Source organism: Pseudophaeobacter sp. A-200-2 (assembly GCF_041008815.1).
GTDB classification, from domain to species: Bacteria; Pseudomonadota; Alphaproteobacteria; order Rhodobacterales; family Rhodobacteraceae; genus Phycobacter; species Phycobacter gallaeciensis_A.
In genome coordinates this window covers 415,326-439,315 of the sequence record NZ_JAXGFU010000001.1, presented here as the reverse complement: position 1 = coordinate 439,315, position 23,990 = coordinate 415,326, and the positions used below count along the sequence as shown (strand labels likewise).

General features: G+C 61.6%; 26 protein-coding genes and 1 tRNA gene. 16 read left to right on the top strand and 11 right to left on the bottom strand.

Annotated elements, in window-relative coordinates; genetic code table 11:
* Positions 1-26 precede the first annotated feature (26 nt).
* The 4 genes from SM766_RS02010 to SM766_RS01995 form a co-directional block, all read right to left on the bottom strand.
* The gene (locus SM766_RS02010; RefSeq protein WP_368946719.1) at positions 27-1,340 is read right to left on the bottom strand and encodes a TRAP transporter large permease; all 1,314 of its coding nucleotides are present in this window, start codon (positions 1,338-1,340) and stop codon (positions 27-29) included.
* Positions 1,333-1,839, bottom strand: a complete 507-nt coding sequence (locus SM766_RS02005) for a TRAP transporter small permease (RefSeq protein ID WP_065273358.1) — start codon at positions 1,837-1,839, stop codon at positions 1,333-1,335. The genes SM766_RS02010 and SM766_RS02005 overlap by 8 nt, the downstream gene beginning before the upstream one ends.
* Before the next feature lie 75 nt (positions 1,840-1,914).
* A complete protein-coding gene (locus tag SM766_RS02000; RefSeq protein WP_368946718.1) occupies positions 1,915-2,937 on the bottom strand; it encodes a TRAP transporter substrate-binding protein in 1,023 nt (340 codons plus the stop codon).
* A 117-nt stretch (positions 2,938-3,054) separates the two neighbouring features.
* Positions 3,055-3,528, bottom strand: coding sequence for a MarR family winged helix-turn-helix transcriptional regulator (locus tag SM766_RS01995; protein ID WP_274867575.1), 474 nt, complete (start codon positions 3,526-3,528; stop codon positions 3,055-3,057).
* 90 nt (positions 3,529-3,618) lie between these two features.
* On the opposite strand from SM766_RS01995, the gene SM766_RS01990 reads away from it, so the two are divergent.
* The 8 genes from SM766_RS01990 to SM766_RS01955 are packed head-to-tail and all read left to right on the top strand — an operon-like array spanning position 3,619 to position 11,890.
* On the top strand, positions 3,619-4,563 hold the full coding sequence (locus SM766_RS01990) for a PDR/VanB family oxidoreductase (RefSeq protein WP_368946717.1): 945 nt from the start codon (positions 3,619-3,621) through the stop codon (positions 4,561-4,563).
* 10 nt (positions 4,564-4,573) lie between these two features.
* Positions 4,574-5,914 (top strand): aromatic ring-hydroxylating dioxygenase subunit alpha, encoded by a 1,341-nt coding sequence (locus tag SM766_RS01985; protein WP_368946716.1) that lies wholly within the window; start codon positions 4,574-4,576, stop codon positions 5,912-5,914.
* Positions 5,911-6,384, top strand: a complete 474-nt coding sequence (locus SM766_RS01980; RefSeq protein ID WP_065273363.1) for an aromatic-ring-hydroxylating dioxygenase subunit beta — start codon at positions 5,911-5,913, stop codon at positions 6,382-6,384. The genes SM766_RS01985 and SM766_RS01980 overlap by 4 nt, the downstream gene beginning before the upstream one ends.
* Positions 6,381-7,985 carry an AMP-binding protein gene (locus SM766_RS01975; protein ID WP_368946715.1) on the top strand — a complete coding sequence of 535 codons (1,605 nt, stop codon included), beginning with the start codon at positions 6,381-6,383 and terminating at the stop codon, positions 7,983-7,985. Before SM766_RS01980 ends, SM766_RS01975 begins: the two co-directional genes overlap by 4 nt.
* Positions 7,982-9,151, top strand: a complete 1,170-nt coding sequence (locus SM766_RS01970) for a thiolase family protein (protein ID WP_368946714.1) — start codon at positions 7,982-7,984, stop codon at positions 9,149-9,151. Before SM766_RS01975 ends, SM766_RS01970 begins: the two co-directional genes overlap by 4 nt.
* The gene (locus SM766_RS01965; RefSeq protein WP_368946713.1) at positions 9,148-10,398 is read left to right on the top strand and encodes an SDR family NAD(P)-dependent oxidoreductase; all 1,251 of its coding nucleotides are present in this window, start codon (positions 9,148-9,150) and stop codon (positions 10,396-10,398) included. The genes SM766_RS01970 and SM766_RS01965 overlap by 4 nt, the downstream gene beginning before the upstream one ends.
* Positions 10,395-11,168 (top strand): cyclase family protein, encoded by a 774-nt coding sequence (locus SM766_RS01960; protein ID WP_368946712.1) that lies wholly within the window; start codon positions 10,395-10,397, stop codon positions 11,166-11,168. Before SM766_RS01965 ends, SM766_RS01960 begins: the two co-directional genes overlap by 4 nt.
* Positions 11,165-11,890 (top strand): SDR family NAD(P)-dependent oxidoreductase, encoded by a 726-nt coding sequence (locus tag SM766_RS01955; RefSeq protein ID WP_368946711.1) that lies wholly within the window; start codon positions 11,165-11,167, stop codon positions 11,888-11,890. Before SM766_RS01960 ends, SM766_RS01955 begins: the two co-directional genes overlap by 4 nt.
* Before the next feature lie 151 nt (positions 11,891-12,041).
* Here SM766_RS01955 and SM766_RS01950 read toward each other — a convergent pair.
* Together SM766_RS01950 and SM766_RS01945 are read right to left on the bottom strand one after the other, a co-directional pair.
* A tRNA-Ile gene (locus SM766_RS01950) sits at positions 12,042-12,117 on the bottom strand.
* 37 nt (positions 12,118-12,154) lie between these two features.
* The gene (locus SM766_RS01945; RefSeq protein ID WP_368946710.1) at positions 12,155-13,084 is read right to left on the bottom strand and encodes a LysR family transcriptional regulator; all 930 of its coding nucleotides are present in this window, start codon (positions 13,082-13,084) and stop codon (positions 12,155-12,157) included.
* Positions 13,085-13,203: 119 nt separating this feature from the next.
* Between SM766_RS01945 and SM766_RS01940 the strand changes: the two genes are divergently transcribed.
* From SM766_RS01940 to rnd, 4 genes are all read left to right on the top strand, one after another.
* Positions 13,204-14,172 carry an MBL fold metallo-hydrolase gene (locus tag SM766_RS01940; RefSeq protein WP_368946709.1) on the top strand — a complete coding sequence of 323 codons (969 nt, stop codon included), beginning with the start codon at positions 13,204-13,206 and terminating at the stop codon, positions 14,170-14,172.
* Between the two features lie 126 nt (positions 14,173-14,298).
* Positions 14,299-15,345, top strand: a complete 1,047-nt coding sequence (gene purM / locus SM766_RS01935; RefSeq protein WP_368946708.1) for a phosphoribosylformylglycinamidine cyclo-ligase — start codon at positions 14,299-14,301, stop codon at positions 15,343-15,345.
* Complete coding sequence (purN, locus tag SM766_RS01930; protein ID WP_065273372.1) at positions 15,342-15,938, top strand: phosphoribosylglycinamide formyltransferase; 597 nt, start codon at positions 15,342-15,344, stop codon at positions 15,936-15,938. The genes purM and purN overlap by 4 nt, the downstream gene beginning before the upstream one ends.
* An 83-nt stretch (positions 15,939-16,021) precedes the next feature.
* Positions 16,022-17,179, top strand: coding sequence for a ribonuclease D (gene rnd, locus SM766_RS01925; RefSeq protein WP_368946810.1), 1,158 nt, complete (start codon positions 16,022-16,024; stop codon positions 17,177-17,179).
* Between the two features lie 113 nt (positions 17,180-17,292).
* Here rnd and SM766_RS01920 read toward each other — a convergent pair whose 3' ends face one another.
* Positions 17,293-17,802 (bottom strand): hypothetical protein, encoded by a 510-nt coding sequence (locus SM766_RS01920; RefSeq protein ID WP_065273373.1) that lies wholly within the window; start codon positions 17,800-17,802, stop codon positions 17,293-17,295.
* Positions 17,803-17,937: 135 nt separating this feature from the next.
* Here SM766_RS01920 and SM766_RS01915 point away from each other — a divergent pair, with 135 nt between their 5' ends.
* Entirely contained in the window at positions 17,938-18,348 is a 411-nt protein-coding gene (locus SM766_RS01915; protein WP_274833874.1) for a SufE family protein, read from the top strand.
* Positions 18,349-18,366: 18 nt separating this feature from the next.
* Here SM766_RS01915 and SM766_RS01910 read toward each other — a convergent pair whose 3' ends face one another.
* On the bottom strand, positions 18,367-19,080 hold the full coding sequence (locus tag SM766_RS01910) for a helix-turn-helix transcriptional regulator (RefSeq protein WP_368946707.1): 714 nt from the start codon (positions 19,078-19,080) through the stop codon (positions 18,367-18,369).
* Between the two features lie 97 nt (positions 19,081-19,177).
* On the opposite strand from SM766_RS01910, the gene SM766_RS01905 reads away from it, so the two are divergent.
* On the top strand, positions 19,178-19,807 hold the full coding sequence (locus SM766_RS01905; RefSeq protein ID WP_368946706.1) for a glutathione S-transferase family protein: 630 nt from the start codon (positions 19,178-19,180) through the stop codon (positions 19,805-19,807).
* 30 nt (positions 19,808-19,837) lie between these two features.
* Here the strand turns inward: SM766_RS01905 and SM766_RS01900 are convergent, their stop codons facing one another.
* Together SM766_RS01900 and SM766_RS01895 are read right to left on the bottom strand one after the other, a co-directional pair.
* On the bottom strand, positions 19,838-20,563 hold the full coding sequence (locus tag SM766_RS01900; protein ID WP_368946705.1) for a DUF1638 domain-containing protein: 726 nt from the start codon (positions 20,561-20,563) through the stop codon (positions 19,838-19,840).
* A gap of 1 nt (position 20,564) precedes the next feature.
* Positions 20,565-21,266, bottom strand: coding sequence for a corrinoid protein (locus SM766_RS01895; protein ID WP_065273377.1), 702 nt, complete (start codon positions 21,264-21,266; stop codon positions 20,565-20,567).
* A 221-nt stretch (positions 21,267-21,487) separates the two neighbouring features.
* Between SM766_RS01895 and SM766_RS01890 the strand changes: the two genes are divergently transcribed.
* Entirely contained in the window at positions 21,488-22,567 is a 1,080-nt protein-coding gene (locus SM766_RS01890; protein ID WP_368946704.1) for a PA0069 family radical SAM protein, read from the top strand.
* Between the two features lie 43 nt (positions 22,568-22,610).
* Complete coding sequence (locus SM766_RS01885; protein WP_065273379.1) at positions 22,611-22,829, top strand: DUF6500 family protein; 219 nt, start codon at positions 22,611-22,613, stop codon at positions 22,827-22,829.
* A 104-nt stretch (positions 22,830-22,933) separates the two neighbouring features.
* Here the strand turns inward: SM766_RS01885 and bmt are convergent, their stop codons facing one another.
* On the bottom strand, positions 22,934-23,956 hold the full coding sequence (bmt, locus tag SM766_RS01880) for a betaine--homocysteine S-methyltransferase (protein WP_065273380.1): 1,023 nt from the start codon (positions 23,954-23,956) through the stop codon (positions 22,934-22,936).
* Between the last annotated feature and the right edge of the window lie 34 nt (positions 23,957-23,990).

Below are 23,990 nucleotides of genomic sequence, written 5' to 3'. Positions count from 1 at the left end.
TCCAAGCACCAGTTCCGCCGCGCTTCCTACATTTGACTTGGCAAGAACAGCACAAGCGTAGGGAAGGCGAGCAGCAGGATCAGGCGCAGGATATCCATCAGCCAGAAAGGCGTCACGCCGCGAAAGATGGTAGCGGTCGAAACGTCACCAACCACCCCTTTGAGGATGAAGACGTTCAAGCCGACGGGAGGCGTGATCAGGCTGATCTCGATCACAACGACGACAACGATGCCGAACCAGACCGGATCGAACCCCAGCGATGTGATCAGGGGAAAGAAAATCGGCACGGTCAGGAGCAGCATCGACATGCTTTCGAAGATGCAACCGAGGCCGAGGTAGATCAATATGATCAGGATCATCACGACCCAGGGCCCCAGATCAAGCGATGTGACCAGCGCTAGTAGCCCTTCGGGCAGACCGGCCAGATTGACGAAGTTGGAAAACACCCAGGCCCCTATAAGAACCGCAAAGAGCGAGGCCGTGGTCAGAGCCGTCTCCCCCAGGACTTCGCGAATGCTTCGCCAATTCAGGTTGCCCCGGGCCAGGGCGATCAGGAAAGCGCCCATTGCGCCCATGCCTGCGGCCTCGGTCGGGGAAAAGGCGAGATTCAGCGGCCAGAAATTGAGCGCTCCGTAAAGGCCGCCGATGACCAGAAAAAACAGCAGCAGAACGGCCCAGACATGGCTGAGCGCCTGCAGGCGTTCGCCCCATGTGGCACGCGTCCCGGCAGGGCCCGCCTCTGGGTGGCGCATCACGGTCAGGCGCACGGCCGCAAGGTAGAACAGGACGCCAAGGAAGCCGGGAACGATGCCCGCGATGAACAGCTTACCGATCGATGTTTCCGTGAGCAGCCCGTAGATCACCAGGATCACGGAAGGCGGAATGAGAATGCCCAGGGTGCCGCCCGCCGCGATGGAGGCACTGGAAAGACCGTCTGCATATCCGTATTTGCGCATTTCCGGCATGGCCACCTTGGCCATGGTTGCCGCCGTTGCCAGCGAGGAACCACAGATGGCCGCAAACCCACCGCAGGCCACGATTGTGGCCATGGCCAGACCGCCACGGAAATGTCCCAGAAAGGCGTTCGAGACGCGGTAGAGCTCGCGACTGATCCCACCCTTGTTGACGAAAAGCCCCATCAGGATGAACAGGGGAATGACGCTGAGCCCATAGTCCTGTGCGGTGTCGATGATCAAGCGCCCGACCATCGAAATCGCAGCGCGATAGCTGGTTTCATAAATCAGCCCGATCATGCCGACAAAACCCATGGCAAAGGCAATCGGGATGCGCAGCAGGACCAGAACGAAGACGGCGATAAAGCCAAGGAAGGATTCAAGCATTCTTGGCCTCCAGCATATGCGGCGCAATGAGGTGCAGCAGGCCGCGCCCGATCAATGCGACAGCGGTGACGTAGATCATCGCTGCGATGAAATAGGCGATATAAAAGGTGGGGATCGACAGGTATTCTGTCACGTCGCCGTAGCTGCGCGAGCGTTCCGCCAGATCCACAACACGGCCCGCCGGATACCACAGCATCACAGCACAGATCAGGGCAACAGCCGCATCACGCCAGCGTTCAAGTCTCATCCTGCGGAACGGCCCGTCCAACAGATCAACGGCGATATGGCCGTTCTGGGCGCTCAGAACCGGCAAGGCGGCGAACACGATAAGCGCAATGCCGATACGGATCAGTTCGGTTGCCGCTTCGATCGGGGCATTGAAAACCGAGCGCATCAGCACATCTGCAAAGGTCAGGCACATCAGCGCAAAAAGGGACAGGTTGGCCAGGAACATCGGCAGTTTTGAAAGGGCGGTCAGGAACCGGAGGGCGTATTGCATCGGGCCTCGCTTGAGCGCAGTAGGATATGAAAGGACCGGCGCCCATCTGTGCGCCGGTCCCGTTTTCCGGATCGTTTACTTGCCAGACGCGGCGGCCATTTCCTTGACCATCATGTCATAGGCGGCTTGCCCGTCGACGCCTGCGGCTGTCACCTCTGCGATGATCTTGTCGCGGACCTCTGCGGCCATGATGGCAAAGGCTGCCTGATCTTCCGCGCTGGCCTCAACGATCTTATTGTCCGCGGTGTCCAGGGTCAGCTTGCGTGCGGTCGCGTCGCTTTTGTCCCAGACCGCGCCCATCATCCGCGATGCGGGTTCGCCGAAGACCTTGCTGTCGAGGGCCTCCTGCACATCGGCGGGCAGGCTGTCGAATTTCTCCTGGCTCATGATGACCGAGAAGGAGCCACGATAGAAGCCGCCGGGCATTTCATAGACGTTCTTGGCCACTTCGTTCAGTTTGAAGCTGATACGTTCGCCAAGGTTCATGGCAACCGCATCTGCAGCGCCGGAATCAAGCGTCTCGTAGACCTTGGGGGCAGGCACCTGAATGCCGACAAGACCCAGTTTCGCGCCTACGTCTGCGGAGACACCACCGCCCAAACGTGTCTTGAGGCCAGACAGATCGGCCATGGTGTTGACCTCTTTGTTCGAGTGGATCTGCCCCGGGCCGTGGGTCGTCAGTGCGATGACCTTGACGCCGCGATGCTCGTTCAGGTCCTTAAGAATGGCTTCGTGCACCCGCCAATGAGCGACCGAGGAGGCTTCGGCGTTGCCCTCGTAGCCGGGGATCTCGACCAGCTTGGTGCCGACGAACCGTCCGGGCGTGTAACCGTGAAACAGGATTGCCACATCCGCGATGCCATCAAGGACCAGATCCATCTGCGCAGGCGGCGAGGCAAGACCGCTCTTCAGCTCGGTCATCACGGCACCGTCTGTCGCCTCTGACATCATCTCGCCCAGTTGAGCGAACATTTCAGTGTTCACCGGGTGGGTGGGCGGCAGCCATGTGGAAATGGTGATCGTTTCGGCAGAAAATGCACTGGTTCCCATGCTGATCGCAACGGCGGCGCTGGCCAGAATCTTGGTTAGCTTGGTCATTGGAGTGTCTCCCAGAATGTTGGATTCATACCATTTTCAGGGTCTAGCGCCCCAATTCGGAAGGTATATGCGTTTTCATGTAACTCCATTTTTGCCGTCTTGAAAACTATTTTCTGCTTAAAGCTTCTCTGGCGCGTCCTCTTCCAGGGTGTTCAGCAATGCATGCAGTATGGGCTTCAGGTGGTGTCCGCCGTGCTCTGTCAGGCGTTCTAGCAAGGCCTTTTCATGGGCTTGTGCCTGTGGAACCAGCCTGTTGGTCAACGCGCGCCCCTCCGGCGTCAAAAAGACGCGGACCCGTCTGCCATCTTCAGGATCGCTTTGGCGGATCAGTAGTCCGCGCTTCTCCATCTGGGCGATGATGCGGGTCAGGCGGGATTGCTCAACCAGCGCGATCCGGGCCAACTGCGTGATCATTGCGCCTTCGCAGTCGTGCAGGCAAGCCAGCACCCGCCATTCCGGCACGCGCAGGCCCGAGCTGCGGACTTGGGCGTGAAACTGGGCACTGGCCCCTTCGCTGGCGGCAGCAAGCAGATAAAGCAGGTAGTTGCTCACAAACCCCGGTGTGCCATCCGGGCTGACTGGCGTTGTCATAGGTCCACCCAGCATGCGCCAAGGCGACGCCCAGAAATGTCTTGACCTGAGTTATATGAAATTTCATATTCTTTCAAAAGGAGGACTCCCGTGAGCAAAATTGATGGTGTCGTACTGGAGGTTACACCGCTGACCGACCGTATCAGCAGCCTGATAGTGGCTGCAACAGATGGTCGCGTGTTGCCCGAATGGGAGGCCGGCGCGCATGTCGAGTTCGACGTGCCGGGCGGAACCCGCGCCTATTCGCTGGTGGCGTTTGATGCTGACCTGATGTCCGCGCCGAAGGAATACCGCATCACCGTTCAGCGCGAAGATGAGGGGCAGGGCGGCTCCAAGGCGATGCATGCGCTGACGGTGGGAGATCCTGTTACTTTTGCAGCGCCCAAGAATGATTTCCCGGTGAAGCTGGACGCCCCGGCTGTTCTATTGGCGGGCGGCATCGGGGTCACGCCAATGATTTCGATGGCGGCGGCCTTGCAGGCGGCAGGCCAAAGATTCGCGTTCCACTATGCGGGCCGTACGGGTGCCGCCATGGCCTATCACGAGAGGCTGGCGGACACCTTGGGCGAGGCGTTTCACCTGCATTGCGATGATGACTCGAGCGCGCTGGATCTGGATGCACTCATAAGTGGGCTGGGGGATGCACATCTTTACGCCTGCGGTCCGCGGGGCCTGCTGGATGCGGTGCGCGCCAAGGCCGAAGGTGCCGGTATTCCAGCGGATCATGTGCATTTCGAACTCTTCACCGCGGCCGAGGCGCAGGAGGGTGACAGCGCCTTTGAGGTGCAGATCAACGATGGCAGGGTCTTCACCATCCCTGCGGACAAAACCATCGTGGAGGTGCTGGAGGAGCATGACGTCGATGTCCTTTACGATTGCCAGCGTGGCGATTGCGGCATCTGCCAATGCGACGTGATCGAGGGTGTGCCGGATCACCGCGATGTTGTGCTCAGCGAAGCGGAACGCGCCGCCGGTGATGTGATGCAGATATGCGTGAGTCGGGCGAAATCCGCGCGGCTGGTGCTGGATATATAGGGGAACGGACATGGTCAGCTATTCAGGAAACCCAACTGCGGCGGCGTCCCTTGTGCAGCCCCATCAGGTGCACCGGGATGTCTATATCAACGAGGACATCTTCAAGCTTGAGATGAAGCATGTCTTTGCCAACTCATGGGTGTTCGTCGGCCATGAAAGCCAGACCCCGGTCAAGGGCGACTACTTTGCAACCCAGATCGGGGATCAGCCTGTCATCCAGGTGCGCCACAAGGCGGATGACATTCATGTCCTCTATAACCGCTGCCCGCACAAGGGCACCAAGATCGTCATCGACCGGCAGGGCAATACCGGTAAATTCTTCCGCTGCCCCTATCACGCGTGGTCCTTCAAGACCGATGGCTGCCTGCTCGCGATCCCACTCAAAAAGGGATACGAGGGCACCGGCCTTGAAGAGACAGAAAGCGGCAAGGGCATGAAGGCGGTGGGTGCAGTCAAGAACTACCGCGGCTTCATCTTTGCGCGGCTGGCCGAAGAGGGCATCAGTTTCGAGGAGTTCTTTGGCGACAGTCTCAGCTCGCTCGACAATATGATGGACCGCTCGCCCGAAGGTCGGCTTGAGGTGGTCGGCCCGCCGCTACGCTATCTGCATCACTGCAATTGGAAAATGCTGGTCGAAAACCAGACCGACACCTGCCATCCAATGGTCGCGCATGAAAGCAGCGCCGGAACCGCAGTGAAGCTATACGAAGAGCTGGACCTGCCGGAAGGCACGCCCAAGCCCCCCGCGATGGAGATCATCGCGCCCTTCATGTCCCCCTATGAGTTCTTCGAGGGCATGGGCATCCGCACATGGCCCAATGGGCACGGGCACACGGGCGTGAGTCATTCGATCCATTCGGACTACTCCGCCATTCCCGGATACTTTGAGGCCCTGACCGAAAGCTACGGAGAGGAGCGGGCAAAGGCCATCCTGGATGACAACCGCCACAACACCGTCTATTTCCCCAATATCATGATCAAGGGACCGATCCAGCAGCTGCGGGTCTTTATCCCGCTCGCGGCCGACAAGACCATCGTGGAAAGCTATATCTACCGGTTGGTTGGGGCGCCGGATGCGCTGACTGCCCGCACGGCAATGTACAACCGCATGATCAATGCGCCCACATCGATTGTCGGGCATGACGATCTTGAGATGTACGAGCGCGCGCAGGAAGGATTGCACGCCGACGGTATGGAATGGGTCAACGTCCAGCGATTGCTCGAAGAGGACGAGGATTTCAGCGAGGAAGCTGTGCACAACGGCACCACCGAACGCCAGATGCGCAACCAGTTCAACGCCTGGGCCAAGTTCATGACCTATGATGCCCCGGAACAGGAGGTGGCGGAATGAGTGTCACACGGGATCAGCTGATCGATTTCATCTATGACGAGGTGCGGATGCTGGACGAGGGCCGCTATGACGAGTGGCTGTCGCTCTGGCTGCCCGACGGGATCTACTGGATGCCGCTTGATTACAAGCAGACCGATCCGATCAATCAGACCTCGCTGCTATACGAGGACATGTTCATGCTGAAGCTGCGGGTCGAGCGTCTGAACGGTGCGCGCACCTTCAGCCAAAAGCCAAAAAGCCGCTGTCATCATGTCATTCAGCGCCCATTCGTGGACGAGATGGGTGAAGACCGTTTCGTGACCAATACCTCCATGCACTATGTGGAGACGCGCCTGGACGAGCAGCAGTTGCTGGCCTTGACCGTGCGGCATGATCTGGCCCTGGTGGACGGGGCGCTTCGGATTGCGGGCAAGCGGGTTGATCTCCTCAATTGCGACGCGGCCTTCCGCAATATCCAGTTGCTGCCATGATCACTGCACAGACCGTTTTTGGCGCCTTTGCAGAAAGCGCCGCCCGCTGGCCCGACCGTCCGTTCCTGAATGTGCTGCCAGAGACGGCAGAGACCTACGGGATCGACGCAGGTGAGATCACCTACGCCGAGGCCCTGAAGACGGTGCAGGACCATGTCGCAGAGATCGAGGCCGCCGGATACGTCAAGGGCCAGCGCGTTATGGTCCTGCTGGAAAACCGGCCCAGCTATTTCCTGTGGTGGCTGGCCTTCAATGCGCTCGGGAACTCTGTTGTTCCCGTGAACCCCGATCTGCGCGCCGCTGAAATGGAATACATGATCGGGCACGGCGAACCTGTTCTGGCCCTGTCGCTGGCCAGTCGCGCGGACGAGCTGCGCAGCGCCGCTGAGGCGGCCAAGGTTCAGATGCCTGTGGTGACACTTGGGGAACCGCTGCCGAAGGCCGTCAGAACCGAGGCCATCGCCGTGCGTAATGGCGATGCAGAGGCGGCGCTGCTCTATACCTCCGGCACCACCGGGCAGCCCAAGGGCTGCATCCTGACCGATGAGTATTTCATCGAGGCGGGCCGCTGGTACAGCACCGCAACCGGTGTTTGTGCGTTGAACACGGATGGCGAGCGGATGATCACGCCGCTGCCGATCTTTCACATGAACGCCATGGCCTTTTCCTTTATGGCGATGGTTGCCGTGGGCGGCTGCCTGACGGCACTGGATCGTTTCCATCCACGCAGCTGGTGGGACTCGGTGCGCCGCAGCCGGGCAACCTGCCTGCATTATCTGGGCGTGATGCCCTCGATGCTGATGGGGGCGGAGCCTTGCGCGGAGGATCGCAATCATTCGGTGCGCTTCGGGTTTGGCGCAGGGATTGATCCCAAACTCCATGCCCCCTTCGAAGAACGCTTCGGCTTTGCCCTGACCGAGGCCTGGGCGATGACCGAAACCGGGGCAGGGGCCACCATCTGTGCCAACCGCGAACCACGCAATGTGGGCACCTCCTGCATCGGCTGGCCGCAGGACACGGTCGAGGCGCGGCTGGTGGATGACAGCGGCGCCGATGCCGATCAGGGCGAATTGCTGGTGCGCCATGCAGGGCCGGATCCGCGCAAGGGCTTCTTTGCAGGTTACTTCAAGAACCCGGACGCAACGGATGAGGCCTGGGAAGGCGGCTGGTTTCACACCGGCGATATCGTGCGGCGCGCGGCGGACGGGACGATGTATTTCGTCGACCGCAAGAAGAACGTGATCCGCAGATCCGGGGAAAACATCGCGGCGGTCGAGGTGGAATCCGTCCTGGCCCGCCATCCGGCAGTTCAAAGCGTTGCGGTCGCCGCCGTTCCTGATGAGATCCGGGGTGACGAGGTCTTTGCCTGCATCATTGCCAAGGAGGGGGCCAGCCCGGAGCTTGCCCATGAGATCACCACATGGTGCCTGACGCAGTTGGCCTATTACAAGGCACCCGGCTACATCGCCTTTGTCGAAGACCTGCCCGTCACCGCGACCCAGAAGCTGCAACGGGCGGTCCTGAAGACGCGCGCGGCTGAGCTGCTGAAGGAACCCCAGACCATCGACACCCGCCATCTGAAAAAGCGGAGCGCGGCATGAACCGTCTGCCCTATGACGGGGTTGTGCTGACCGCGCCCGTATCGGTGCCCTACGTGCGCTACACCAATGAAACCGCCCATTGGTGGATCGCCCGCGCCCTGCGCGAGGCCCTGAAGGTGATCGGTATGACACCGCAGCAGCTGGACGGGCTTTCGGTCTCCAGCTTTACCCTGGCGCCCGATACGCCTGTTGGCCTGACGCAACATCTGGGCATTTCGCCTCGGTGGCTCGATACCGTTCCGATGGGCGGGGCCTGCGGTGTTGCCGCCCTGCGCCGGGCGGCGCGCGCGGTGCAATGCGGCGACGCCGATGTCATCGCCTGCGTGTCGGGGGACACCAACCGGATCGACAGTTTCCGCACCCTCCTGTCCGCCTTTTCGCGGTTCTCGATGGATGCGACCTTTCCCTATGGGTTCGGCGGCCCCAACGCCAGCTTTGCCCTGTTGCAGGACGCCTATATGCAAGAGTTTGGCGCCACGCGGGAGGATTTCGGCCGTATCGCCGTGGCGCAGCGGGCCAATGCCCTGAAGAACCCGCAGGCGATCATGAAAAAACCGCTGAGCCTCGATCAATACCTTGAGGGCCGCATGATCTCGAACCCGATCGGCCTGTTTGATTGCGTGATGCCCTGCGCAGGCGCTGAGGCCTTTGTGGTCATGCGCGAAGAGATGGCCGTCTCCAAGGGCCTGCCCTTTGCCCGCATCAGCGCCACCATCGAGCGCACCAATGCCTTTCCCGAGGATCCCATGCAGCTGCGCGGCGGCTGGGCTGTGGACGTGGATGAGCTGTGGCAGATGGCGGGTCACGGCCCGGACGAGATCGACGTCTTGCAAACCTATGATGACTACCCGGTGATCTGCATGATGCAGTTCGAGGATCTGGGGTTCTGCGCTAAGGGCGAGGGCGCGGAGTTCGTGCGCCGCCACGATCTGACCATCGGCGGCGATTTCCCGCATAACACCTCGGGCGGGCAGCTGTCGGTCGGGCAGGCCGGCGCGGCAGGCGGCTATCTTGGCCTTGTCGAGGCGCTGCGGCAGGTCACGGGAACAGCGGGGCCAACCCAGGTCGAGGACGCGCGCCGGGCGGCCGTGTCGGGCTTTGGCGTGATCAACTATGATCGGGGTCTTTGTTCCTCTGCCGCTGTGATTGAAGGAGGGGCGTCATGAGTGAACCACTGGTCCCGCCGAAAAAGAAAGACCCGCAAAGGCGCACGGCCGTGCCGGTGCTGCCCCCCGCCACGCGCAGCCGGGCTGCACTTGGTCTGGGTGTGATGGCCGCGCAGGGTCGTTTTGGCTTGCAGGTCTGTGCAGACTGCCGGGCGGTACAATATCCGCCACGCGATGCCTGCCACAAATGCCTGTCCACTGATCTGCGCTGGCAGGATGTGGATCCATCCGGCACGGTGATGGCTGAAACCACGATCCGTGTGTCGCCCGAACCCTATTTCCGTGAACGGATGCCCTGGCGCATGGGCGCGGTGAAACTCGATGCCGGGCCGATGCTGAATTGCCATCTGCATGGCGAGGTTGGGCGCGGCGATGCGGTGCGCATGGCGTTGAAACTGGACAGGGCCGGGCAGGGCGTCTTGGTTGCGCTGCCACAGAAAGGAAGCGATGCGATGCAAGATGATTCCGTGCTGCGGGCGATGTCGTCCGATCCAAAATACCGCCGCGTCCTGATCAGTGATGCGCGCGCGCCGGTGGCCCTAGCCCTGACGCAGGCGCTGCTCAAGGCCGGTGCCTCCCATGTGTTCCTGGGGGAGCCGGAAGCCTGGCGCAGCTGGCCGGAACGCGCGGCCTTTGAAGCGATGGAAAACGTCTCGCTGCTGCCGCTGGACGTGACGGATGTGACGTCGATCGAAAAGCTGGCGGCCGAGATCGGCGGCAAGGTCGATATCCTGATCAACACGGCCAGTTTCGTGCGCCCCGGCGGGATCATGGGCAATGACACGGTCTTTGCCCGCGACGGTTTCGAGGTGAACACCTTGGGCTTGATGCGGCTGGCGCAGGGGTTTGGCCCCGGCATGGCGGCGCGGGTGCAGGATGGCACCAACTCGGCGGCGGCCTTCGTGAACATCCTCTCGGTTCAGGCGCTGGTGCCGGATCCGGGCTTTGGCACATTCGGGGCGTCCCAGGCGGCGGCGCGGTCGATCTCGCAAAGCCTGCGCGCCGAATTCCGCCAGAGCGGCTTGCGTGTGATGAATGTCTATATCGGCCCCATCGAGGGTGATGCCTGGTTCCAGCCCCTGCCACCGCCCAAGGTGACGCCGAACGCCGTGGCGCGCTCGGTCGTCGGCGGGTTGGTTGATGGGCTGGAAGAGGTCACCTGCGGCGACATCGCGCGTGATCACTATGCGCGCTGGCAGGCGGATGCGCTGCTGCTGGAGCGGGAAATGACCGGAGGCGGATCATGAGCGATCTTATTGCAGATGTGGCGGTGGCGCTGGGCAGCGGTGCGGCGCGTATCGTGGACCTGACCCATACGCTGGACCCGGATTTCCCGGTGATCATCCTGCCGCCGGAATTTGGCCAATGTGCCCGCTTCCGCATGGAAGAGGTCAGCGCCTATGATCATCGCGGACCCGCGTGGAAGTGGCACAACCTGACCCTCAATGAACACACGGGCACCCATTTTGACGCCCCTATCCACTGGGTGTCGGGCAAGGATGTGCCCAATGGCGCAGTGGATGAGATCGATCCTAGCGTCTTTGTCGGCCCGGTCGTGGTGATCGATTGTTCCGAAGGGGCGGCCAAGGACGACGATTTCGAACTGACGTCACAGATCATCGAAGCCTGGGAGGCCGAGCACGGAGAAATCCCTGCCGACAGCTGGGTCCTGATGCGCACCGATTGGTCCAAGCGCAGCGGGGCAGCCTATCTCAACATGGCAGAGGACGGGCCGCATTCACCGGGGCCGACCCCGGCAGCGATCGAGCTGCTGCTGAAACGCGATATTCGCGGCTTTGGCACCGAAACCGTTGGCACCGATGCCGGTCAGGGCGCTCATTACGTACCACCCTATCCGGCGCATTACTTGCTTCATGGGGCAGGCAAATTCGGGCTGCAATGCCTGCGCAACCTGGATCAGCTGCCCCCCACGGGTGCGCTGCTGATTGCCCCTCCTCTCAAGATTAAAGGCGGTACGGGCAGCCCCCTGCGCGTGCTGGCAATGGTGACGACATGAGCAACTACACGGCTGTTATCACGGGTGGCAGCAAGGGAATTGGCGCCGATCTGGGGCAGCGCCTGATTGCAAAGGGATACACGGTTGTGTCCCTGTCACGCGGCGCGCCTGAGTGGTCGGACCCGGGCCTGCATCATGTGGAGGTCGACCTGCTGGACCCAAGCGCCACGGCGAGGGCTGCAGCAGAAATCGCTGCCAATCATGACGTGACGCATCTGGTGAACAATGCCGGGATGATCTGGCCCAATCTGCTGGAAGAGGCATCGCCCGAAGATCTGGCCGGGCTGACGCAGCTGCACCTTGCGGCACCGCTGACGCTGTTGCAGGCCTTCTTGCCTGCGATGAAGGCGTGCGGTTTTGGACGCGTTCTTTTCAACGGCTCGCGTGCGGCACTTGGTGTGCCGACGCGCACGGCCTACTCGGCGACCAAGGCGGGGATCATCGGCATGGCCCGCACCTGGGCGCTTGAGCTTGCCGGGCATGGCATCACGGTGAATGTGGTCTCTCCCGGCCCCGTGCAGACCGATAACTTCTGGGGGATCATTCCCAAGGGCAGCGACCGTGAGGCAGAGCTGGCGAAGCGCATTCCGGTGGGACGTCTCGGCACAGTGCGCGATATCTCGAACGCCTTTCTGTTCTTTTGCGATCCGGAGAACGGGTTTGTCACCGGTCAGACCCTGTATGTTTGCGGTGGCGGCAGCGTCGGGGCGATGTCGCTTTGACCGGGGCTGCTCTGTAGCGCTTGAAAAATGCACTGCAATTCTAAAGCAAAAGTACGACCGCTGTCGGCTTGTGCAACAGCGCTGCTGCGCCGCAAGAAAAACCGATGGGTGCGCAGGTGTACTGCGGCATTGAGGCAAGTCATTGGTGGTGTGGTAGGCCCGGCAGGATTCGAACCTGCAACCAAAGCGTTATGAGCGCTCTGCTCTAACCGTTGAGCTACAGGCCCGCCGTAAGCAAGTGGTTAGGAAATGGCGCGGGTAAGGTCAAGCGATGATTGTCGCGGGTCTCGGCTGCGCCGCCCGGCGGTGTATCTGGGTCAGGCGCTCTGTCACTCCATCGATCACCAGTTCCCGCCGCCGGTCGATACTGTGGCGCGAGGGGAAGACCGCAAAGACGTCCTTGTCCGGGGCGTTGTACTCCGGCAGCACCTGTTCGAAGGTGCCATCGCGCAGCTGGTCCTCGACAAAAGGACGCGGGGCGCGGGTGTAGCCAGAGCCGTTGGTCACCGCCTGAATGATGAGTTCGGGATCGTCTGCCGTGAAACCAACCCGGATCGGCGCCAGGACTTCCTGGCCATCACGGTGCAGCGGAAAGAAACCTTCGGTCTGGTCTTCGTGCAGCTGGATGAACTTAAGCCTTATCAAGTCTTCGGGCTGCTGCGGTCGCCCCACGGCATCAAGATAGGCTGGTGAAGCAAAGAGCACGGTTTCCAACTCCGCGATCTTGCGGCCCACGCCATCGGTGCTGCCCAGCTTGCCGCTGCGGATGGCAAGATCGTAATTCTCGCGCACCACATCGACCAGCCGGTCCTCCAACCGCATGACGATGTCTAGATCGGGGTATTGCCGGTCCAGCTCCAGAAGAAGCGGTCCGACCACGCTGCGGCCAAGGAAGGTGCTGGTGCTGATGCGAAAGGTACCGGAGACGCTGGCGTTCAGGCTGTCCAGCTCGGCTGTTAGCCGGTCATAGCCACCCAGCAGTCCCTGGGCGTGGGTAAAGACCAGATCCCCGGCCCGGGTGGCCTGCACGCCGCGGGCGCTGCGGTGCAGCAGTTGCTGGCCCAGCAAGCTCTCCAGCTGCTTGATCTGCTGGCTGACTGCGGATTGGGTCATGCCCCGGCGCTGCGCCGCGCGGTTCAGGCTGCCTTCATCCAGCGCCACGACAAATGTTTCCAGAAGTGAAAGCCTGTCCATGATATACCTATTAGCAATGCTTATAATCGGTATCTGACTTTTGTGACTGATACCTAAGATATATGCACCTTATCTGCAGGGTGCGGGGAAATTCCGCTGATCAGATATTGGAGTGTCTTATGACTATCACCCGAAGAACCCTTTTGAAAGCCGCTGCGGTCGCCCCAGCGGCGGCTGCAGCACCTGCATTGATCACTCCTGCTGCTGCGGCGCCGCGGGGGCCGGTGCCAGTGCTACATCAGTTCACACTGGGCGATGCGCGGATTACCGCGCTGCTGGATGGGCATCTGGCGATCAAGCCGGAGTTTTTCACTGGCTATGACGCCGCCAAGGCAGAGGCGGCGCTGGCAGGCTCGCTTTATCGCGAAAATGCGAAAGGTCTGGAAATCCCGGTCAATGGCTATCTGGTGGAGCAGGGCGGTGAATATACCCTGATCGATACCGGGACGGCGCAATTGATGGGGCCGGATCTGGGCGCGCTGCCTGCGGCCCTGGCAGCGGCGGGTGTGACGCCTGAGCAGATTACGACCGTGCTGCTGACCCATATCCACCCTGACCATAGCGGTGGATTGCTGACGCCGGATGGCCGTGCCGCCTTTGCCAATGCGGAACTGGCGGTGGCTGCGGCGGAGTGGGATTACTGGCACGATGAGGCGGTTCTGGCTGCGGTGCCTGAGGAAAGCCGCAGCTTCTTCCAGACGGCGCGCAACAGCGTCGCGCCCTATGTGGACCGCCTGAAACTGTTGAGGGGGGAGGCCGAGGCCGCAAGTGGGCTCAGCGCGGTGCCGCTGCCCGGCCACACACCGGGACATACCGGGTTCATGCTTGATGCGGGCAGCGAGGCGCTGTTGTTCTGGGGCGATGTTGTTCACAGCGCCGCCCTGCAATTCGCCGAGCCGGACTGGACCATTCCCTTTGACGTCGATCAGGCGCTGGCCGCGCAGACACGGCGGCAGATGTTCGACCGGGCTGCGGCGGATGATCTGCTGGTTGTCGGGATGCATCTGGACTTCCCGGGGCTCGGCAAGGTGCTGCGCGCAGGGAAAGGCTTCCGGTTTCATCAGGCGCCTTGGCAATTCGGCCTGTAATCCGAGCGTGAGAGACGCAGTTTGACAGGTTTGCCGCGCTGCCTCTTGCGGCGCGGCAGATTCCCTTGTTCCCTTCCGAAGCGCCTTGCGTTAAAGGCTGCGCAACGTTTCTAAAGGAGCCAAGCGATGACCAGCGGCAAGAACGGTTTGACCTATGCGGATGCAGGTGTGGACATTGATGCAGGAAATGCATTGGTGGACCGGATCAAGCCGGCCGCGAAACGCACCAATCGCTCTGGCGTGATGAGCGGTCTGGGCGGTTTTGGAGCGCTGTTTGATCTGAAAGCCGCCGGGTACAATGATCCGATCCTGGTGGGTGCCACCGATGGCGTGGGCACCAAGCTGCGCATTGCCATTGATACCGGTGTTGTGGATGGCGTCGGCATCGATCTGGTTGCCATGTGCGTCAACGATCTGGTCTGTCAAGGCGCCGAGCCGTTGTTCTTCCTTGACTATTTCGCCACCGGCAAGCTGGAAACAGAAACCGCAGCACGCATCATCGAAGGCATCGCCGAGGGCTGTGTGCGCTCTGGCTGTGCGCTGATCGGTGGTGAGACGGCAGAAATGCCGGGCATGTATCCCGAGGGTGATTTCGACCTTGCGGGCTTTGCCGTCGGCGCGATGGAGCGCGGCACCGCGCTGCCCGAAGGCGTGGAAGAGGGGGATGTCCTGTTGGGGCTAGCCTCGGATGGGGTGCATTCCAATGGCTATTCGCTGGTGCGCAAGCTGGTTGAAGTGTCGGGACTCGGCTGGGATGCCGATTGTCCCTTTGCCGAGGGCACACTTGGTGAGGCGCTGCTGACTCCGACCCGGCTTTATGTGAAACAATCGCTGGCGGCGGTACGGGCAGGGGGCGTGCATGCGCTGGCCCATATCACCGGCGGCGGCCTGACCGAGAACCTGCCGCGCGTGCTGCCCGAAGGGTTGGGCGCTGATATCGATCTGAACGCCTGGCAGCTGCCGCCGGTGTTCAAATGGATGGAGGAAACCGGCGGCATCGCCGAGGCTGAGATGCTGAAGACCTTCAACTGCGGCATTGGCATGATCCTGTCGGTCTCTGCCGATCGCGCAGATGCGCTGACCGAGGTTCTGGAAGGCGAAGGCGAGACCGTCAGCCGCCTTGGCTCCGTGACCCCGGGCGAGGGTATGCGTTACTCGGGCAAGCTGCTGTGAGCCACAAGAAGGTTGCCATTCTGATTTCGGGCGGCGGCTCCAATATGGTGTCGCTGCTGGAAAGCATGACCGGAGACCATCCGGCGCGCCCCTGTCTGGTCCTGTCCAACAATGCCGATGCGGGCGGGCTGAAGAAGGCTGCCGCTGCCGGTGTCGCCACCGCAGTGGTGGATCACCGCCCGTTCAAGGGCGACCGCGAGGCGTTTGAGGCGGAACTGGTCAAACCCATTCTGGAGGCCGGCGCCGATATCGTCTGCCTTGCCGGGTTCATGCGGGTTCTGACCGCTGGTTTCGTGTCGCAGTTTCAGGGCCGGATGCTGAATATTCACCCGTCGCTGCTGCCCAAATACAAGGGGCTGCACACCCACGCACGCGCGCTTGAGGCGGGCGACAAGGAACACGGCTGCACCGTGCACGAGGTCACGCCCGCGTTGGATGATGGTCCGGTTCTGGGGCAGGCGCGGGTTCCGATCCTACCGGGGGACACGCCCGAGGATCTGGCCCAGCGGGTTCTGGTGAAGGAACACCTGCTGTATCCGGCAGTGCTGCGTCGTTACGCAGCCGGGGACCGGACACCGGTTCTGATCGACTGATCTTTCCCGCGCCGTTTGCAATGCAGGAACCAAGGGCGTATCACCGGGTGATACGCATGAAATATAAAGAAAAGCCGCGACCGATGAAAACACTCACCACCACCGAAGAGTTGACTGCCTTCTGTCAGGAGGCTGCCAAGCATGACTATGTGACGGTGGATACCGAGTTCCTGCGCGAGCGAACCTATTATTCCAAGCTGTGCCTGATCCAGCTGGCGTTTTCCGGCGATGGTGAAACGGACGCGGTGCTGGTCGATCCGCTGGCCGACGGTCTGTCTCTGGAGCCGCTTTACACGCTGTTCCGCGATGAAAGCGTGGTGAAGGTGTTCCATGCCGCGCGGCAGGATCTGGAGATTTTCTGGGTCGATGCGGGCGTTTTCCCGAAACCGCTGTTCGACACGCAGGTGGCCGCCATGGTCTGCGGCTTTGGCGAACAGGTGGGCTATGAAACTCTGGTGCGCAAGATCGTGAAACAGGGGCTCGACAAGACCTCGCGGTTTACCGACTGGTCGCGCCGCCCACTGAGTGATGCGCAGAAAACCTATGCGCTGGCGGATGTGACCCACCTGCGCCGGATCTATGAATACCTCGCTGCCGAGCTGGACCGCAGCGGCCGCAGCCACTGGGTGGCCGAGGAACTGCAGGTTCTGACCGATCCCGCTACGTATGACATTCGCCCGCAAGAGGCCTGGCGCCGGATCAAAACCCGCACCACCTCGGGTAAATTCCTGGCCGTGGTGCGCGAACTGGCGGCGTTCCGCGAAGATTACGCACAGCGCAACAACGTGCCACGCAACCGGGTGTTCAAAGATGACGCGCTGGTCGAACTGGCCTCGACCAAACCGCGCACCGGTTCGGATCTGGGCGGCTCGCGCCTCTTGCTGCGTGAGGCCCGCAAGGGCGCCATTGCCGAAGGTATTCTGGAGGCGGTTGCGCGCGGCGTGAACTGCCCGCCGGAGAAGCAACCCAAACCCGACCGCAGCCGTGAAAAACTGCAGGTCAATCCCGCGCTTGCGGACCTGTTGCGGGTACTGCTGAAGGCAAAGACCGAAAGTTCAGGCGTCGCGGCCAAGCTGATCGCGCCTAGCGCTGATCTGGATGCTATCGCCGCCGGGCAGCGCGATGTGGCGGCCCTGACGGGCTGGCGCCGCGAAGTCTTTGGTGCCGATGCGCTGCGTCTGTGTGACGGGGAAATCGCACTGGCGGCGCAGGGGCAATCCGTGAAGGTTGTTTCCCTCTAAGCGGCACCCGTTCCTGCGAAAAATCTCTCACATTGCCCTGACGAACCTTTGGTGGTCGTCAGGGTCTAAGTGCGGGTACAAAGGGCAGTAGCCTGTTCGCGTACGGCGCCTGATCAGCGACGGCGGCTTTCGCGGGCGTTGCCGGATCCGTTGACGCGGATCGTGCGAATGCCCGCCAGATCCTGCCTTCCGAGGCTGACCGCAGCGCGCAGGGTGCGGCTGAAGGCACTGCCCACGGCGGTGGCGTCTTCGGGATAGACCACCCGGAAATCATATTCGAGAACGGCAGGATCGTCATTCGGCACCGGGCGCATCTCGACATCAAAGGCGCCCAGCCGCGAGGCAACACCAGTGGCATAGACGATGGCCCCGGTGGGGGTCTTTTCAATGCGCAATTCACTGACCTCGGCGATCAGAACGCTGCGGTCCTCGGCCTCGGGTTTGTCGAGCAGGCCATTGCCGACCTTTTCGGGGATCAGCGGGTTCACGTCGCCGTCTACCGGGGCCTCAGCCACACGGGAGCTGCCGAACCAGTTGCTCGGGTTGATGCGGGAGTCACGCCAGCCGCCGCAGCCCGCCAGAACAATTGCACTGGCCAAGAGTAGTGAAAGGGGTTTGCGCATGATGTCCTGCCCGTTTGAGTTCTCCCTGACTGTGGTTACCCGATTGCTGCTGCGTTGAAAAGCGGTTGAAAAGACCGGGCCAGCCGCATAACTGCTGATCTGCTCGCACCGTAACCAACAGGGGATTGTCCTTTCATGGCCAGCGCCGCATTTGAAGAGATCGTCGAGGACTTCGAATTCCTGGAAGACTGGGAAGACCGCTATCGCCATGTCATCGATCAGGGCAAGGAAATGACCCCGCTGGACGATGCGCTGAAGGTCCCCGCAACCAAGGTCGAAGGCTGCGCCAGTCAGGTCTGGCTGCATCCGGTGATCGAAGGCGGTCGGTTCCATTTTGACGGCGACAGCGACGCGATGATCGTGCGTGGTCTGATTTCGGTTCTGCGATCGCTTTATAACGGGTTGACGCTGGCCGAGGTTCTGGCCGTGGATGCCAAGGCTGAACTGGGCCGCTTGGGGCTGAACGATCACCTTTCGGCGCAGCGTTCCAACGGTCTGCGCGCCATGATCGAGCGGATCCGCGAGACCGCCGCCGCCGCGTCCTGATCCTCCCCTGATCTGCGCCTATGAAGGTGACCCTGTCTGGGATGGTTCACAGCGCGCCTTTAGCTGTTCGATAAACTCCCTGAGCAGGGCAACCCTGCGCGGGCGAAAGCTTTCGCCGGTTTGCTCGTAGCCTTCGATGCGGGTGACGTGAAAGAAACGGAAATCCCGCCGTTTGCAACACCAGGCGAGCAGCATCACAGTGCGATCATTGTACGACAGGGCCAGCGGATAGATCCGCCGCTGCGTGCGCGCGTCCTGCAGATCGCGATAGCCAATATCCAGCGCCTCCTCGGCCCACATCGCCTCGCGCAGAAGGGTCATGTCGATCGTCGCCTGCGGCGGCGCATTGAACCGGTGTACCAGATTGACCGCATGCATCGCCTGCCGTTGCTGGCGTTCGGGCAGGGTGGCCAGAATCTTGACCAATGCATCATTTGCCGCCAGCGCCAGATCCGCATCGCCCCGCTGGTTCACATCCGCAAGCCCCAGCATCAGGGCCTCCAGTTCGATCTGGCTAAAGGTCTGCGGTGGCAGGGCAGGGTCCTCGGTCATGGTGTAGCCGAGACCTGCCTCGCCTTCGATCCGGGCCCCGGCTGCGCGCAGGCTGTCGATGTCGCGATAGATCGTGCGCTCGGACACCTCCATTGCAGCAGCAAGCCGCGCAGCCGTCACCGGCGGGCGCAGACCCCGGATCAGATGCAGTAGTCGGAACAGTCGGTCGCTTTTGGCCATGGGGGAGATTGTACCCGGAAACATCCTGACAGAAATTGGCAAGAGGGTAACGGCATAGCTGCGTCATCAGCACCCCATCAACACGAAGGTCATGGATATGCCCACTCTCTATCATTCCCCCCACAGCCGCTCCTCTCGCGTGATTGCCCAGCTCATGCTGATCGGCAAGCTGGACGCGGTCGATGTCGTCATCGTAGATGTCGCACGCGGTGATGGCACCGGGCGTCACGACCCGCGCAATGCCCATCCCGAAGGCAAGGTGCCCTATCTGATCACCGATGACGGGCAAGAGGTCCGCGAAAGCGCCGCGATCATGATGTATCTCAATGAGCTCTTCGGTCAGCCGCTAAGCCCGAAGATCGGCACCCCTATGCGTGGGAGCTTCCTAAGCTGGATGAGCTATTATGGCGGCGTCATGGAACCCGTCATCGTGTCCGCCTTCTCCGGCATTGACCATCCGGCGATCACCGGGAATTTTCGTGGGATGGCAGAGGTTTGCACCGCACTGGAGGCGGGCTTGAAGGATCGGCCGTTCCTGTTGGGAGAGGACATTGGTATTGCAGACATCCTTCTGGCTTCGCCCTTTCAATGGGCGCCCCATCTGATGCCGGACAGTCCTGCGATCAAGGCCTGGGTCAAACGGGTTGGCGATGCCTTGGATGGTTCGGCGCTGGCGACTTTCGAGGACAAGGCGGTGGCGGAGCTCGGTGCGTTGCAAAGCGCCTGAGCGAGAGGGACCAAATCGGGGGCGCGTAGGTCAGTCCTGCGTGTCCCTAGCGCCCCAGCGCCGGATCGCGGTTTCCAGATCGCCATAGCCCGTGTGGCGGTGTTCGAATTCCAGCCCCATGCGATCAGCGCAGGCGCGGGCCTTTTCGACAAGTGCGGGGGCACTCACCTGCGACTGATAGACCAGCTTGGTGTAATTGCCGAAGACCATGTCGCGCAGTTCGGGATGTTTATCCAGCCCCATGGGACGCCAGACAAAAGCATCGAACTGCTTGACCAGAAAATCGGTGAGGTAGAAGGCAGTAATTTCGCCTTCGTCTGCCTTTTGGGCAAAGGTCTCGTTGCCTTCGAAGAAAGCATAGCAATGCGGGCCGGGCACCATTTCCACGCCCAGTTCGGCGCAGCGCTGTTCCAGCGTGCCGCCGGTGCCGCAATCGGCATAGACCACATAGATCTGGTCGTAGACCTGCTGGTGTTTCAGCACCGCCTCCTCGACGGCTTCGGTGATCTTGTCGGGATAGATATGCAGTTTCGCGGGCAGGCAGGTCAGATCCATGTGATCCAGACCGTTCTTTTCCTTGATATCAAGGATTTCCCGGGCCAGGGCGCCACATCCGATCAGCAGGATGCGCCCGGTCTTTTTCTCCGGTGCAGCCAGCCCCTGTTCCGCAAGGGAGGCGGTATCGAGACTGCGCCCGGTCGGGGGGCGGAAGGCAGCCCGCTCATTCAGGCGGGCTGCGCGTCCTTTGCGTGCCAAATCAGGCGCTCATCTGGTTGTGCTTGCGCGCGACGAAGTCCTTGGCGGTTTCCACCGCAACAGCCGCATCGCGGCAATAGGCGTCTGCGCCGATGGCCTTGCCGAACTCTTCGTTCAGCGGGGCGCCGCCAACCAGAACGATGTAATCGTCCCGCTTGCCCTGTTCGACCATCGTGTCGATGACCACTTTCATATAGGGCATGGTGGTGGTCAGCAGAGCCGACATGCCGAGGATGTCGGGCTGATGCTCTTCCAGAGCTTCCAGGTAGTTTTCAACCGGGTTGTTGATGCCCAGATCCACCACTTCAAAGCCTGCGCCTTCCATCATCATCGACACAAGGTTCTTGCCGATGTCGTGGATGTCGCCCTTGACCGTTCCGATCACCATCGACCCCATGCGCGGCGCGCCGGTTTCTGCCAGCAGCGGCTTCAGGATGGACATGCCGCCCTTCATCGCGTTTGCGGCCAGCAGCACTTCGGGCACGAACAGGATGCCATCGCGGAAGTCGGCGCCAACGATGGTCATGCCGCCGACCAGCGCTTCGGTCAGGATCTTGTAGGGCGCCCAGCCGCGTTCCAGAAGGATATTCACACCTTCTTCGATCTCTTCTTTCATTCCATCGTAGAGGTCGTCGAACATCTGCTGAACGAGTTCCTCGTCATCCAGTTCCGCCAGGATGATTTCGTCTTCTTCTTCCGACATGGGCTTGTTCCTTGACTGGCGGGGTATCCCCGGCTTGGCCTTATTCACCGACTAATGGGCCAGAATGACGCAGCGAAACTGCATTATTTGCGACACTGCCTTTATCCGAACCGACCTATAGGCGGAAAAGATGCCGAATGATAATGAAGATTTCGCAAGGAAATCTTCGCGTTTGCTTGTTTGTTCTTTATTTGTTCTTGTCGCTCTGTCATCCTTGGCGCATGAGTATCGAAAGCGACCAACCCCACATGCGCCGCAAAGGGCGCGCCAGTGTCAGCAATGCGACAGGCCGGTTCGATCTGCCGAGAATCGCGGTCGATGACGGCTGGGAGCAAGAGGCGCCGCCGGAGGTGATTCCCACCGAAATCCGGCAGGAAACGGCGAAATCCATCATCAGCTACAACCGCTCGCCGGATCTTCCCTTCGATCGCTCTATCAATCCGTATCGGGGCTGCGAACATGGCTGTATCTATTGTTTTGCGCGGCCCACGCATGCCTATCTGGGCCTGTCACCGGGGCTGGATTTTGAAACCCAGCTGATCGCGCGGCCCAATGCCGCCGAGCTGCTGCGCAAAGAGCTCTGCGCGAAGCGATACAAGGTGGCGCCGATCGCCATCGGCACCAACACCGATCCCTACCAACCCTGTGAGCGGGATCTGGAGATCACCCGCAGCTGCCTGAAGGTGCTGCGGGATTTCCGGCACCCCGTGGCCATCGTCACCAAGGGAGCGCTGGTCGAGCGGGATATCGACATTCTGTCAGAGATGGCCGCGCTTGGGCTGGTACGGGTTGGCATTTCGGTCACGACGCTGGATCCGGACCTATCCCGCCGGATGGAGCCACGGGCGCCATCACCCGCCCGGCGGCTGGCCACGATCCGCCGCCTGTCGGAGGCGGGGATCCCGGTGCGGGTCATGACGTCGCCCATCGTGCCGGGATTGACCGATCACGAGATTGAGGCGCTGCTTGCTGCCGGGGCCGAGGCGGGCGCCGATGCTGCCAGCTGGATCATGCTGCGCCTGCCGCGCGAAGTGTCCGAACTCTGGCAGGAGTGGCTGTCCTTGCACGCGCCGGGCCGGGCGGCCAAGGTTATGGCCCGCCTGCGGGAGATGCATGGCGGGCGGGAACATGATCCGCGCTGGGGTGAGCGGATGCGGGGCACTGGTGAATATGCTGGAATGATCGGGCGCCGGTTTCGCGCCGCCTGCAAGCGTCTGGGCCTGACCGAGAGGTCTGAACCGCAGCGCTGCGATCTCTTTGCGCGCCCGGCGCAGGCCGGGGATCAGCTGGCGCTGTTTTGACCGGGCCGGTTTGGGCACTGGAATGTGGGAATGGGAGTGAGCTATGCGCGCCGAGCTGCGTCAGAAGATCCTTACGGTCTGCGACCGTAAAATTGCTCAGAAGGGGGCCGGTGTCGGCCTGTCCTTTTATGCCTTTTTCGCCAATCGCAATGATGATCCCGCTCTGTTGATGGAGGCGGCTACCTGGTGGATCGAGACGCATCAGCTGGATCATTTCGAAAAGGCAGTGAAGGTTCGAGCCATGGTGGCGGATGGGCTTTAGGCGCCTGCGGGGCACGGAACCCGCTGAACAGGGGGGCAATCGGCGAAACGAAAAACGGCAGCCCGGGATTGGACTGCCGTTTCATAGAATAAGGAGGGGGAAGCTTAGCCGCGGCGGCGACCCCGGCGGGTGCGGCGCTCACCGGCAGCAGCGGCATCTTCACCGGTGCCATCGCTGGCCGAGGAGAAGGGGCCAAGCACTTCGACGATCTGCTCCAGTGTGGGGCGGTCACCGCGCGGGCGGCTGTCCAGCGCGGCGCGCATGTGGCGCAGATGCTCGGGCATGGTACCACAGCAGCCGCCGATGATCTTGGCGCCGCAATCGCGCGCCATCACCGCGTATTCGCCCATCAGCTCGGGCGTGCCGTCATAATGGATGTGGCCATCGACATATTTCGGAATGCCGGCGTTGCCCTTGGAGATGATCGGCCGCTCGGTGCCCTGCGCCGAAAAGCCGAGCACGGTGCGCAGGATGTCTGAGGCGCCGGTGCCGCAATTGGCGCCAAAGGCGAGCGGCGGATTGTCGAATTCCTCGACCAGCTGCGCCAGCGCTTCGGAGGTGACGCCCATCATGGTGCGCCCGGCGGTGTCAAAGCTCATGGTGCCGCACCAGGGCATATCCGCGAGTTTGAACGCCTCGGCCGCGGCGCGGAATTCTTCAGGGGCCGAAATGGTTTCCAGCCAGAGCACGTCGACGCCGCCTTCTTTCAGGGCTTCGGCCTGTTCGTGGAACATTTCCACCGCCAGCGCGTGCGACAGTTCCCCGACCGGCTGCATGATTTCACCGGTGGGGCCGACCGAGCCCGCGACGGCGATCTTGCGCCCGGCCTTGTCGGCGACCTCGCGACCCAGTTCCGCAGCGGCGCGGTTCAGCTCGCGCACGCGGCCCTGGGCGTCGTGCAGTTTCAGGCGGGCAGCCGTGCCGCCAAAGCTGTTGGTCAGGAACAGATCACTGCCCGCATCGACCGAACCCTGATAAAGCGCCATGATCTTTTTCGGCTCGTCAGTGTTCCACAGCTCGGGCGCATCGCCCGATTGCAGGCCCATGTTGAACAGGTTGGTGCCCGTGGCGCCGTCGGCCAGCAGCACGTCTTTGTCTTGCAGGAGCTGAATAAAGGTGTTGGTCATCGCTGATCGGTCCCGTCAAAGGGTTGGCACTGGG

Bases quoted from the DNA above. Each gene is read 5' to 3' on its own strand.
- SM766_RS02010 (WP_368946719.1), bottom strand. From the start codon at position 1,340: ATGCTTGAATCCTTCCTTGGCTTTATCGCCGTCTTCGTTCTGGTCCTG.
- SM766_RS02005 (WP_065273358.1), bottom strand. From the start codon at position 1,839: ATGCAATACGCCCTCCGGTTCCTGACCGCCCTTTCAAAACTGCCGATG.
- SM766_RS02000 (WP_368946718.1), bottom strand. From the start codon at position 2,937: ATGACCAAGCTAACCAAGATTCTGGCCAGCGCCGCCGTTGCGATCAGC.
- SM766_RS01995 (WP_274867575.1), bottom strand. From the start codon at position 3,528: ATGACAACGCCAGTCAGCCCGGATGGCACACCGGGGTTTGTGAGCAAC.
- SM766_RS01985 (WP_368946716.1), top strand. From the start codon at position 4,574: ATGGTCAGCTATTCAGGAAACCCAACTGCGGCGGCGTCCCTTGTGCAG.
- SM766_RS01980 (WP_065273363.1), top strand. From the start codon at position 5,911: ATGAGTGTCACACGGGATCAGCTGATCGATTTCATCTATGACGAGGTG.
- SM766_RS01975 (WP_368946715.1), top strand. From the start codon at position 6,381: ATGATCACTGCACAGACCGTTTTTGGCGCCTTTGCAGAAAGCGCCGCC.
- SM766_RS01970 (WP_368946714.1), top strand. From the start codon at position 7,982: ATGAACCGTCTGCCCTATGACGGGGTTGTGCTGACCGCGCCCGTATCG.
- SM766_RS01965 (WP_368946713.1), top strand. From the start codon at position 9,148: ATGAGTGAACCACTGGTCCCGCCGAAAAAGAAAGACCCGCAAAGGCGC.
- SM766_RS01960 (WP_368946712.1), top strand. From the start codon at position 10,395: ATGAGCGATCTTATTGCAGATGTGGCGGTGGCGCTGGGCAGCGGTGCG.
- SM766_RS01955 (WP_368946711.1), top strand. From the start codon at position 11,165: ATGAGCAACTACACGGCTGTTATCACGGGTGGCAGCAAGGGAATTGGC.
- SM766_RS01945 (WP_368946710.1), bottom strand. From the start codon at position 13,084: ATGGACAGGCTTTCACTTCTGGAAACATTTGTCGTGGCGCTGGATGAA.
- SM766_RS01940 (WP_368946709.1), top strand. From the start codon at position 13,204: ATGACTATCACCCGAAGAACCCTTTTGAAAGCCGCTGCGGTCGCCCCA.
- purM (WP_368946708.1), top strand. From the start codon at position 14,299: ATGACCAGCGGCAAGAACGGTTTGACCTATGCGGATGCAGGTGTGGAC.
- rnd (WP_368946810.1), top strand. From the start codon at position 16,022: ATGAAAACACTCACCACCACCGAAGAGTTGACTGCCTTCTGTCAGGAG.
- SM766_RS01920 (WP_065273373.1), bottom strand. From the start codon at position 17,802: ATGCGCAAACCCCTTTCACTACTCTTGGCCAGTGCAATTGTTCTGGCG.
- SM766_RS01915 (WP_274833874.1), top strand. From the start codon at position 17,938: ATGGCCAGCGCCGCATTTGAAGAGATCGTCGAGGACTTCGAATTCCTG.
- SM766_RS01910 (WP_368946707.1), bottom strand. From the start codon at position 19,080: ATGGCCAAAAGCGACCGACTGTTCCGACTACTGCATCTGATCCGGGGT.
- SM766_RS01905 (WP_368946706.1), top strand. From the start codon at position 19,178: ATGCCCACTCTCTATCATTCCCCCCACAGCCGCTCCTCTCGCGTGATT.
- SM766_RS01895 (WP_065273377.1), bottom strand. From the start codon at position 21,266: ATGTCGGAAGAAGAAGACGAAATCATCCTGGCGGAACTGGATGACGAG.
- SM766_RS01890 (WP_368946704.1), top strand. From the start codon at position 21,488: ATGAGTATCGAAAGCGACCAACCCCACATGCGCCGCAAAGGGCGCGCC.
- SM766_RS01885 (WP_065273379.1), top strand. From the start codon at position 22,611: ATGCGCGCCGAGCTGCGTCAGAAGATCCTTACGGTCTGCGACCGTAAA.
- bmt (WP_065273380.1), bottom strand. From the start codon at position 23,956: ATGACCAACACCTTTATTCAGCTCCTGCAAGACAAAGACGTGCTGCTG.